An 11,039-nucleotide genomic window follows, 5' to 3' on the forward strand; every position below is an offset into this window, starting at 1 on the left:
AAATGAATTGCAGATTTTGCGCCACCCCGCTTAGCGATGTTTTTATAGATCTGGGAAATGCTCCGGCATCTAACTCCTTTTTAAATGCAGGCCAGGAAAATGAACCTGAACCATTTTATCCGTTAAAAGTTTACACCTGCGGTAAATGTTTCCTGGTGCAGGTGGATGAATATAAAAAATCTGACGCTATATTCAACAACGAGTATGTATATTTCTCATCCTATTCCACCAGCTGGTTGGCTCATGCAAAACAATACACCGACAATATGCAGGAGCGGTTTGGATTGGATCAGAATTCTTTTGTGATCGAAATAGCCAGTAACGACGGCTACCTGCTGCAATATTTTAAAGCAAAAGATATACCTGTTTTAGGTATAGAGCCCACAGCCAACACTGCTGCGGCAGCTGCCGAAAAAGGCATTGAAAGTGTCATTGACTTTTTTGGTGTGAGACTTGCAACAGAATTGGCGGCACAGCATAAGCATGCCGATTTACTATTAGGAAATAATGTGTTGGCGCACGTACCCGATATCGTTGATTTTGTGGGTGGCATGAAAATATTACTCAAGCCCGGGGGTGTTGTAACGATGGAGTTCCCTCATTTATTGCAACTGCTGCAAAACAACCAATTTGACACCATCTACCATGAACATTTCTCTTACCTCTCCTTTTATTCGGTAAAGCAAATATTTGAATCGCAGCAGTTGGAGATGTTCGATGTAGAGGAGCTACCTACCCATGGAGGTTCTTTGAGAATTTACGCAAAGCATAAAAACGACAGCACACATACGATCTCCGGCAATGTTAATCAAATGCTGGAAAAGGAAGCACAGGCTGGTCTAACGGATATACAGACCTATCAGAACTTCCAGGAAAAAGCATTTCAGATTAAAATAGATCTGATCAGCTTTTTAATCGATCAAAAAAGAGCGGGTAAAAAAGTGGCGGCCTATGGCGCTGCTGCGAAGGGTAATACCCTTTTGAATTATTGCGGCATTAAAAGCGACCTTATCGATTTTGTAGTGGACGCCAACCCCCATAAGCAAAATAAACTATTACCAGCCAGCCACATCCCCGTTGTAAATGAAGATGTGCTAAAAGCGAAGCAACCCGATTTCGTAATCATTCTTCCGTGGAATTTGAAAGATGAGATTACTGCTCAATTAAGTTATATAAATGATTGGGGAGGACAATTTGTAGTAGCGATACCTCAATTGACAATACTTAAATAAAGTGAAGGTTTTAGTTACAGGTGCAACTGGCTTTATAGGCAATTACGTGATCAACGAGTTGTTGGAACGAAACCATACGGTTGTGGCTACATCTTTAAATAAAGATAAAGCCGCGCAAGCGAGCTGGTTTAGCCAGGTAACCTATATTCCTTTTAACATTAATAACATAGCTGAGGACATCAATCTTTTTCATTTCTTTCAACAGCCCGAATGCATTATTCATTTGGCCTGGGAAGGACTTCCCAATTATAAATCTGATCATCACATCAAACAAAACCTCCCCCTTCACCGGCTATTTCTTAAGAATCTTGTTTCAGGCGGAGCAGCAAATATCAATATAACCGGTACTTGTTTTGAGTACGGGATGCAGGAAGGATGCTTATCTGAAGATATGCCCGCACAGCCCAGCAATTATTATGCGATAGCCAAAAACCAACTCAGGCTTTTCGCAGAAGAGTTGACATATCAACATTCTTATGACCTAAAATGGTTGAGACTGTTTTATATGTTTGGAAAGAGACAAGCTGAGAACTCTTTAATCCCGCAGTTAGAAAAAGCGTTGCGAAAAAATGAAAAAAGCTTTAACATGAGTGGAGGTGAACAGGTGCGAGATTTCCTGCCCATTGAGCTGGTAGCCAAATATATTGTTGAAGCGAGTTTGCAAACTGAACTAACAGGCATAGTCAATATCTGCAGTAGCCAGCCTATAACGGTTAAAGATTTGGTTTTACAATACCTGGAAGATACTAAACAAAAAATTCATCTTAATCTTGGATATTATCCTTACCCCGATTTTGAGCCTATGCATTTTTGGGGCTGCAATCAAAAATTATTACAGATATTAGCGGCTGATAACCCTGAATAAAATTATTCATCTTGAACAATCAGTTCTCTATTATATTACCAGTGCGGAATGGTGGTGAGTACCTGAAAGAATCTGTGAATAGCATTCTTTCGCAAACCTATCCGCAATTCAATTTGTTTGTGCTGAACAACAATAGTAACGACGGTACACTGGAATGGCTTAGATCCCTGAAGGATGAAAGGATAATTATCAAAAATTCTGACACCGATTTATCTATGCCCGATAACTGGGCGAGAGCACTTGATTTGCCTTTGCATGAATATATCACCTTTATCGGGCACGATGACAGGCTACACGAAGATTATTTTCGAATAATGAATAATTTAATCGGCCAGCATCCTCACGCTTCCATTTATCAAACTCATTTCAACTATGTTGACAGCCAGGGGAAACAGGTACGTTCGTGTCAACCCATGCCCGAAAAAATACAGGTAGAAGATTTCTTGAGACTTCAATTCACTCAAAAAATGGATAGTATGGGTACTGGCTATCTATTCCGCTCAAATGATTATAAAAAGCTGGGAGGATTTCCTGCAGCTTATCCTAACCTTCTTTTTGGAGACTATGAACTTTTTGTAAAGCTAACGGCGCTTTCTTATATGGCAATTTCACCTCATAAGGGTTTTGATTACCGCCTACATGTAAGTCTTTCAATTTCTACCCATATCGATAAATATTGTATCGCATTTGGCATGTATCTGCATTTCTTAAATGAGTTCCAGAAAAGCAGAAAAGGCGTTCATAAAACCATAAAAGAATATGGCAGGGTTTACCTCAACTATTATTGCCAAAGCTTAAGCCACCGGCTTTTAAAGGTCAATACAGCCAATAGAGTTTCGGTTAGTTCTTTTATAAAAGAGTGTAAAACCAATGCAATATTACTTGGAATCAAGAACTTTAAACCCGAACACATTTTTAAAATACGAATTGCTACTATATTGGATAGCAATGCCATTACAAGAAGTCTGTTTCAGATAGTAAGGAAATGGCTCAGCTAATATGTTTATAAATCTTGCTCAATGACGATAGCCTTTAATTGTTGGGTTTTACGCAACAAAAATGTAGATGGAATAGGTAATGTGGTTATTGAAACATTACAGTTGATGATTAAGCATCATCCTGAGACTCATTTTATGCTTCTTTGTGATAAAAACTTCAACAGAACTTATTTTAACTTCCCCAATGCTACTATTTATCGCATTTTCCCACCTTACCGCCATCCGGTTTTATACTTCTTTTATTTAGAATTTATCTTGCCTGCTTTCCTAAAAAGATATCAACCAGATCTTTTTATTGGCATGGACGGCATGATCAGTCTTCGTTCAAAAACAAAACAGATCGCTGTTATACACGACCTGAATTTTGAACATTTCCCCGAAAATCTTCCCTTTCGAAATAGAGTTTACTACAAATATTTTTTTAAAAGATTCGCGAAGAAGGCTGACTGTATTGTAACTGTGTCCAATTACACCAAGCAAGATGTAATAAAATCCTATCACATACCTGCCGAAAAAATAGAAGTAATGCCTTTGGGAGCAAAACCTATATTTCAGCCGATTACACTTACAGATGCTCGATCAACGAGGGAGCACTACACCAACGGTAGTCCATATTTCTTTTTTGTTGGATCTATGCATGCCCGTAAGAACATACAAAGGCTAATGCAGGCTTTTGAACGCTTTAAATCAGGTATGCCGAACAACTTCAAGCTGGTGCTCGCCGGAAACATTCTCTGGGAAGAGAAAGAAATAAAATCGGTATACGACTCACTGGAATATAAAGATGATATTATATTTCCTGGCAGAATTACCGACCAAGAACTTAAATACCTGTTAGGAGCAGCTCACGGCCTGGTATTTGTTCCTCTTTTTGAAGGATTTGGATTACCCATTGTTGAAGCTTTCCAGGCAGGCGTTCCGGTTATTTGCAGCAATACTTCTTCAATGCCCGAAGTAGCGGCTGATGCAGCATTGCTTGTAGACCCTTTCGATGTAAACGATATTGCCCAAGCTATGACGGACATTTACCAGGACGGGGATCTTTCAATCAAACTAATCAGAAAAGGAAAGGAGCGGAAACAACTGTTTAACTGGGAAATAAGCTCAGAAATACTTTATAATGCTGTCGTAAAAACGATAAGCTAGTAACAACTATAGTTCCTTGATTTTATCTACTGCTCTCCTGGCAATAGCATCCCAGCTAAAATGATCATAAAACGAAACAGGTGTACTGCTGTGGGGCTTTAAAAATTGCCCCCGAATTGCGTTCGAAAAGCCCTTACAATCATCATCCGCAACCACTGAAAGATGATCTCCAGTAACACTGGCAGGGATACCGTAAGCGCCTGCTTTAAAAGAAACAGCAGGCGTGTCAGCACCTAAAGCTTCTACCAATTTAGTCTTAATACCTCCACCGTCTATAATTGGATTGATGAAAAGATCTGCTGCTTTAAAATAAATACCGATATCTTCAACAAAGCCTTTATAAATAATATGCTGATCCTGGTAGTCTTTAAGCTGGTTGTACTCCGCTGGTAATCTTAATCCGCAAATAATGATTTTATAAGAAAACTCAATCTGTTGCTGAAGCAGCGGATTAATTTCTTTTAGGATTTTGTCCAGCCCATCCCGGTTCGGTGCGTAATCCAGCGTGCCATTAAAAAGAATGAGTTTGGTATCTACCGGCAGTCCCAGTTCATCACAGATCTGATTTTTGCTATGGTGCTTTTCTTCAGGAGAGGGAGCTTCCGCATTTTCTATTCCATAAGTGATCACTGCACATTTACTGGTATCAAGCTGATAGGTTTTTATCGCATAATCTCTATCTTCTTCAGTGATAAAGAAATTAAAATCGGCCTGCCGGTGTGCAAACTTTTCATATTGATGAAGAATGGGCCACCACCATTTTTTTACGCTTTTAAACCTGGCTGCTTCAATATTATGGGAATGAATGATGAGCTTCAGTCCTCCCCATTTCTTTAAAGCTACACCCAACCATGCATAATAGGGATGCTCCACAATAATGTGTTTCATATCGAGCGAGCGGCAGGCTTTTTTTATTTTACGAAAGATTGAAAAATCGGCATAACGACCTTTCTTATGAGTGCTCCCTAAAACATCAACAAAATTGATTCCTTCTACGGTACCTGCATTTTCGGTTACCGAAAATGCGGTTATGTCAGCATAGCGCGCAACATATTTCAGGAAATAGAAAATGCCCTTTTCCCCACCCGTTACTGCAGGAATAATTTTGTAGGGAACAAGAGAAGCTATTTTGAGCATAGGTGAGAGGATGACAGATGACAGATGCTGAACAATAGATTAGATACAAAGTATCGAGCATCGAGTATCTAGCATCCAGTAATAAATATCAGCACATTGGTTAATTAGCTAATTTGCACATTCTTCCTATCCACCCACCATTGCATAAAGAAACCTCCTAATACCAGAATAATCAGCAACCAGGAACTCAGGTAAGAGATGTTCATGCCGCGCTTCACCATCTCCGGCTCGAAAACAAGCTTTATGGTATGCTTCCCCTGGGGAACTACAAGGCCACGCATAAAGTAGTTCGTTTTCACAATATCCGTCTGTTTACCGTCTATATAGGCATTCCACCCTGCCGGATAATACACTTCACTCAACACAACAAAGCCACCCGAACTACTGTTGGTATTGTACTCAATTTCGTCGTTGGTATATTTTGTAAGCGTAACAGACGATGTAGAATCTGCCGTTAAACTAGTTCCCGATTTCAATGCAGCTTGAGGAACGATCGCTGTGTCTTTCAAATTGGTGCTGCCTATTGCCTGTAGCTCTTCCACCTCTGTAGTAACCGGCTTTACGGCTTTCACAAACCAGGCAGCGCCATAAGCATTGGGATTGGGAATAAGGCGTTCCTGTCCGCTTTCATCCCTGGTGATAATATAACGTACATCAAGCGCATTAAGCAGCTGTTCGTTTGGCGCCCCTGCAAAATATCGCTCAATGACATCCTGGTACACCCGCAACTTTACCGCCGAATACCCCAATGCAGAGCGATGGAAATAGGATACCCTGTTTTTATTAAGCCCGGCAACGTCATATACCCTGAAATGCGGGTCCTTGTCTTTAAATATCTCCTGGTCTATGGCAGTAGGTACCTCAATCTGGTTAGTGATTTCATCTTTGGCTATATAAAGATCATCGCTGAAATACTGTTTATCTACTACCCAAAGGTCGATGATGCTGATCGCTGCTAAAACGGCAACTGCAACTACAGGTTTGATCATATTCTTTAATACCGCGTACACTATTCCTAATACAAGCGCCATAAATAATACCGCCCTTATCACCTGCGCGCCAAACAGGCTTTGCCTGTCGGCCTTCATCCCTGCAATAATTGCCCTGTTAAAAGTATCGCCACCGTTAGGATCCATTTGCATCTGCATTACCTGCTCATCAAAGCCGGAGGAGTAACTTTGCCCTATATATAGCAACGCCAGCACTGCCGTGATACCACCTAAAGTATATAGTATTTTCTTGAAATTAGCTTTTAGAAAATCTCCGGCATTTTTTTCAAAAAACAAACTATATACTGTAATTACAGCCATCAGAGGTAATGTAAGCTGGCAAATTACCAGGGCCATCGATGGCGCTCTAAACTTATTATACAGTGGTAAGGAATTAAATAAAAACTCATTAAAGCCAAAGAAATAGCTTCCCCAGCTCATAAGCACAGCTAATATAGAAACGATTAATAAAGGCCATTTCAAAGGACTCTTTACAACAACAAACCCAATCACAGCCAATATAAAAATAATTGCGCCAATATAGGCTGGACCACCTGAGTAATCTCCTGGCTTGGTCATTCCACCCCAATAGGCCGGAAATTGGCTTGCAAACTGGGCGGCCTGCATTTCGGGAACACCTGCCGCAGCCAGCTTTTCAATAACCTTTGAGTCCTCTTTCAACATTGTACCGCTACTACCTCCAACAGCTTTAGGCATTAGCATAATCAAGGGTTCTACTTTACTCATACTGTAACTCATTGCATAATCCGCATCCAGGCCAGATGTATTCACCGCTTTTACTTCGCTATCCTTTATTTCAACACTCTTACCGCCACGCATGGTATACTTTGTATACTCGTTGGTGGTTAAAAATGCTAATGAGTAACAGCCCAGGCCAACCAACGCAGCAACAGCACTTAATCCAAACGATATAGCCAGGTGCTTAAACTCTTTATTCTTAATCCACACTACAACATAGCCAATCGTAACAGCGCCTGCAATCATAAAAAAGTAATAAGCTATCTGCGGGTGATTCGCCATCAATACCAATGTAGCGCCAAGGGTGGCAACTGCCAGGCCTATCCAGTAACGTTTATTGAAAATGAGCAACAGACCAGCCAGCAAAAAAGGCATATAAGCAATGGTCAACATTTTGGTTTCGTGGCCGGCACTTACGATAAGCGGATTGTAGGTAGAATAAGCATATGTCAGTCCACCCAATATTCCTATCACAGGATTAAGCCGCAACACCACACATAAAATATAAAAACATACACAGGCGATAAAGAAAAAGTTCATGGGTTTAGGCAGGCCCAGGCCCATTACTTTGTTCAAATCTACAGGCAAAGCGCTTTTTCCCTCCATGGCAATCTGGTAATTGGGCATCCCGCTAAAAACACTGGTACTCCATAGCGGCATGATGCCTGTTTTTTCTTTTATATCAAAAGCATTTTGGGCAGATCCCCGCCAGCCATCTATACCGGTGTCATGCTGGTTTAAAGTTTTACCATCCAACACAGGTTTGCAAAACAATACAGTTACAATCAAAAAAACCAAAATAGCCAACACATGTGGTAGCGCTTTCTTCAGCCAAGGAGTCATTATAAAAGTTTTATTTTTTATGATCCCGGCAGATGAAAGTATATGAACGATGTTGCGTCGCACACTTCACTTGTAGTGCATTTCCCAACCCATACCTACACTCAACCTGCGGGATTGAGCAAATTAATACTATTTTATATGAAACACTTCCGAAATTTTCCAGGATTATATTTATTTTATAAAAGATTGAAAAATTTTCGCAGCGTTCATCCGGGCTAAAAATAATAATAAATTTGCCGGATAAATTCGCTTATGCGTTGGTTAATATTTTTGTCCCGGGTGTCCTTTTTATGCGGACTTTTCATGCTGTTGGCTTTTTCTCTTCTTTTTACCTCCTGGAGTGAGAGCGAAGGGCTTGCATCTACCATTATCATGGCAGGGTACGGATTGGCAATGATTCTCCTTCCATTAACGGGCCTTTCTTATTTTATATTAATCATAACCGGAAGAAAACCGGGGCAATTTGTACCCCGCTGGCTTATTACCTGTAATATAATTATGCTTCTTATTTTCTTAATTTTCACCTTTTATTTTAATGATCCGTACTATAATCAACGATAAATCAACCCGGCTTTTCATCTTACTGGGGGGCTTTTTTATTGCCAATGCCATTGTTGCAGAAGTAATTGGCGTAAAACTCTTTTCATTAGAGAAGACAGTGGGTATCGAGCCCTTCAATCTCAGCATCTTTGGCAATGCTTTTTCATTTAACCTCACCGCGGGCGTACTGCTCTGGCCCGTTGTGTTTATTATGACAGACATCATCAATGAATACTATGGCGTAAAAGGCGTAAGGTTTTTATCTTTTTTAGCTGCGGCACTTATTGCTTATACCTTCATTATGTTCCAGGGCGCTATCGGGTTAACGCCAGCTGATTTCTGGGTAGGGAACTATAAAAACCAGCAAATTGACAATGCCAACGAAGCGTACCGGGTAATACTGGGGCAGGGCTCCTGGATTATCATTGGTTCTTTAGCAGCCTTTTTAATTGGTCAGATATTAGATGTACTTGTATTTCATAGCATTAAGCGAATGACAGGCGAAAAAGCCATCTGGCTGCGGGCGACCGGATCTACCCTGGTATCGCAGCTGATCGATAGTTTTGTGGTGCTTTTTATCGCGTTTTATATAGGCCCCCGCGTATCGCGTAACCAGGGCGAGCCCTGGAGCCTGAACCTGGTAATGGCCATTTGCGTAGGCAATTATATTTATAAATTTATTGTTGCAATAATAATGACACCTGTGATCTATGGTGTGCATGCACTTATAGAAAGACACCTGGGCCATGACCTGGCCGCTGAAATGAAGCGTCAGGCGATGACAAAAGGCAGCTAAGGGCAACTTCAAATAAATAATGATCCATCCTTTTAATATCTGATTTTTTAGCCCTATTTTTGCGCGATTTTTTGTTGAAATCTATTCATCAGTACAAGGGTGCGACGCAAGATCGCTGACAGCAGCACTAAGTTGGGCCCACAATAAAAAAAAATTCATGTCCGAAACACAATCCCGCGCTATTTTATTATTAGAAGATGGAACTGTTGCCGAAGGTTTCGCTTTTGGTGCTATTGGTACTACTACCGGTGAAATTTGTTTTAATACAGGTATGACCGGTTACCAGGAAGTTTTTACCGATCCCAGTTATTATGGCCAGATCGTAATTATGAATGCGGTTCACGTAGGCAACTACGGTGTAATTCCTGAAGATGTGGAAAGCGACAGCGTGAAAGTACTGGGAGTTATTGCTAAAAACCTGAACGAAAATTATTCCCGCAAAAGAGCAGAGGGGTCTCTTGATGCCTATCTGAAAAAAAATAATATCGTTTCCATACATGGCGTAGATACAAGGGCTTTGGTTTCCCATGTTCGAACCAAAGGTGCTATGAACTGCATTATTTCTTCAGAAATATTTGACATAGAGCAACTTAAGTTAAAGCTCGCCGAAACACCGGATATGAGTGGACAAGAGTTGGCGTCAAAAGTATCTACTAAAGAAGCGTATGAACTGGGAGATGCGGGCTCTCCAATCAAGATTGCTGTAATGGATTATGGAACCAAAAGAAATATCTTAAGTTGTATGGTGGAGCGCGGTGCACATGTTAAGGTGTTCCCTGCTAAAACACCGTTGGAAGAGGTAAAAAGTTTTAATCCGGATGGATATTTTATCTCTAATGGTCCGGGTGATCCTGCGGCTATGGATTACGCCATCGATACCGTAAAAGAAATACTGAACGAAGAAAAACCTGTTTTCGGCATTTGCTTAGGCCACCAGCTTTTAGCGCTCGCTAATGGTATTGAAACTTTTAAAATGCACCATGGTCACAGGGGACTGAATCACCCGGTAAAAAACCTGGTGACAGGAAGGTCGGAAATCACCACCCAAAACCATGGATTTGGCGTTGATCCTGAATCTATTAAAACCTCTGATAAAGTTGAAGTAACGCATGTAAACCTTAATGACCAATCTATTGAAGGCATACGGGTTAAAGGCAAACCTGCTTTTTCTGTTCAGTATCACCCCGAAAGTACCCCGGGGCCACATGACTCCAGATATTTATTTGATGATTTTATATCGCTTATTAAAGAGTCGAAAAATTAGTATTACTAAAAATCATATTCTGAGCCGGGCTTTTGTTAAGAGCCCGGCTTTTTTATTTGTTTTGGTTATTATTAAACAAGGCCTCGATAAATTTTGTAAAATACTTGCAAATTTATTCCGCTTTTTGCGGTTTTTTGCGGGAAACTATATTATCTTTAAGGTATCCTTAACATCTATATAAGTATTGCCAATGAGTTAAGGATATTTTCTCGTATGGATATTTTTTGAATAGGTGTGTTAGCAGTGCTGTGATCAAAAAATTTGCACTTTATGTTGAATACCCACTGTCTGACCATACCATTTACTAGGAAATAACCCGTCGGGGGCTATCAGTATTTCATTAATAAGATGATAGTGCAATATAAAGCACCTGGCAGATTATGTTGAATCGATTCGAAGGAAGAATGCGGCATTGAGATGCTTAAAAATTACATTTTATTAAAATCCTACTTTCAAAAACCGTAAAGAAG

8 protein-coding genes are annotated in these 11,039 nt (G+C 40.4%); 6 read left to right on the top strand and 2 right to left on the bottom strand.

The window, feature by feature from the left end; translation table 11 throughout:
• Window positions 1-2: 2 nt before the first annotated feature.
• Genes ACLOAU_RS23845 through ACLOAU_RS23860 form a run of 4 tightly spaced genes read left to right on the top strand, consistent with a single transcriptional unit; the run spans window position 3 to window position 4,241 of the window.
• Window positions 3-1,232, top strand: coding sequence for a methyltransferase domain-containing protein (locus ACLOAU_RS23845; protein ID WP_427864436.1), 1,230 nt, complete (start codon window positions 3-5; stop codon window positions 1,230-1,232).
• 1 nt (window position 1,233) lies between these two features.
• Window positions 1,234-2,097 carry an NAD-dependent epimerase/dehydratase family protein gene (locus ACLOAU_RS23850; RefSeq protein WP_427864437.1) on the top strand — a complete coding sequence of 288 codons (864 nt, stop codon included), beginning with the start codon at window positions 1,234-1,236 and terminating at the stop codon, window positions 2,095-2,097.
• Window positions 2,098-2,108: 11 nt separating this feature from the next.
• A complete protein-coding gene (locus ACLOAU_RS23855) occupies window positions 2,109-3,095 on the top strand; it encodes a glycosyltransferase (RefSeq protein ID WP_427864438.1) in 987 nt (328 codons plus the stop codon).
• Window positions 3,096-3,116: 21 nt separating this feature from the next.
• Window positions 3,117-4,241 carry a glycosyltransferase family 4 protein gene (locus ACLOAU_RS23860; protein ID WP_427864439.1) on the top strand — a complete coding sequence of 375 codons (1,125 nt, stop codon included), beginning with the start codon at window positions 3,117-3,119 and terminating at the stop codon, window positions 4,239-4,241.
• 6 nt (window positions 4,242-4,247) lie between these two features.
• Here the strand turns inward: ACLOAU_RS23860 and ACLOAU_RS23865 are convergent, their stop codons facing one another.
• A complete protein-coding gene (locus ACLOAU_RS23865; protein WP_427864440.1) occupies window positions 4,248-5,378 on the bottom strand; it encodes a glycosyltransferase family 4 protein in 1,131 nt (376 codons plus the stop codon).
• 104 nt (window positions 5,379-5,482) lie between these two features.
• Window positions 5,483-7,969 carry a YfhO family protein gene (locus ACLOAU_RS23870; protein WP_427864441.1) on the bottom strand — a complete coding sequence of 829 codons (2,487 nt, stop codon included), beginning with the start codon at window positions 7,967-7,969 and terminating at the stop codon, window positions 5,483-5,485.
• A 535-nt stretch (window positions 7,970-8,504) separates the two neighbouring features.
• Between ACLOAU_RS23870 and ACLOAU_RS23875 the strand changes: the two genes are divergently transcribed.
• Together ACLOAU_RS23875 and carA are read left to right on the top strand one after the other, a co-directional pair.
• On the top strand, window positions 8,505-9,305 hold the full coding sequence (locus ACLOAU_RS23875) for a queuosine precursor transporter (RefSeq protein ID WP_427864442.1): 801 nt from the start codon (window positions 8,505-8,507) through the stop codon (window positions 9,303-9,305).
• A gap of 157 nt (window positions 9,306-9,462) precedes the next feature.
• Entirely contained in the window at window positions 9,463-10,569 is a 1,107-nt protein-coding gene (gene carA / locus ACLOAU_RS23880; protein WP_427864443.1) for a glutamine-hydrolyzing carbamoyl-phosphate synthase small subunit, read from the top strand.
• The last annotated feature ends 470 nt before the right edge of the window (window positions 10,570-11,039 follow it).

The organism is Paraniabella aurantiaca (assembly GCF_050309965.1).
In the GTDB taxonomy this organism is placed as follows: Bacteria; Bacteroidota; Bacteroidia; order Chitinophagales; family Chitinophagaceae; genus Niabella.

Bases quoted from the DNA above. Each gene is read 5' to 3' on its own strand.
- ACLOAU_RS23845 (WP_427864436.1), top strand. From the start codon at position 3: ATGAATTGCAGATTTTGCGCCACCCCGCTTAGCGATGTTTTTATAGAT.
- ACLOAU_RS23860 (WP_427864439.1), top strand. From the start codon at position 3,117: ATGACGATAGCCTTTAATTGTTGGGTTTTACGCAACAAAAATGTAGAT.
- ACLOAU_RS23865 (WP_427864440.1), bottom strand. From the start codon at position 5,378: ATGCTCAAAATAGCTTCTCTTGTTCCCTACAAAATTATTCCTGCAGTA.
- ACLOAU_RS23870 (WP_427864441.1), bottom strand. From the start codon at position 7,969: ATGACTCCTTGGCTGAAGAAAGCGCTACCACATGTGTTGGCTATTTTG.
- ACLOAU_RS23875 (WP_427864442.1), top strand. From the start codon at position 8,505: ATGATCCGTACTATAATCAACGATAAATCAACCCGGCTTTTCATCTTA.
- carA (WP_427864443.1), top strand. From the start codon at position 9,463: ATGTCCGAAACACAATCCCGCGCTATTTTATTATTAGAAGATGGAACT.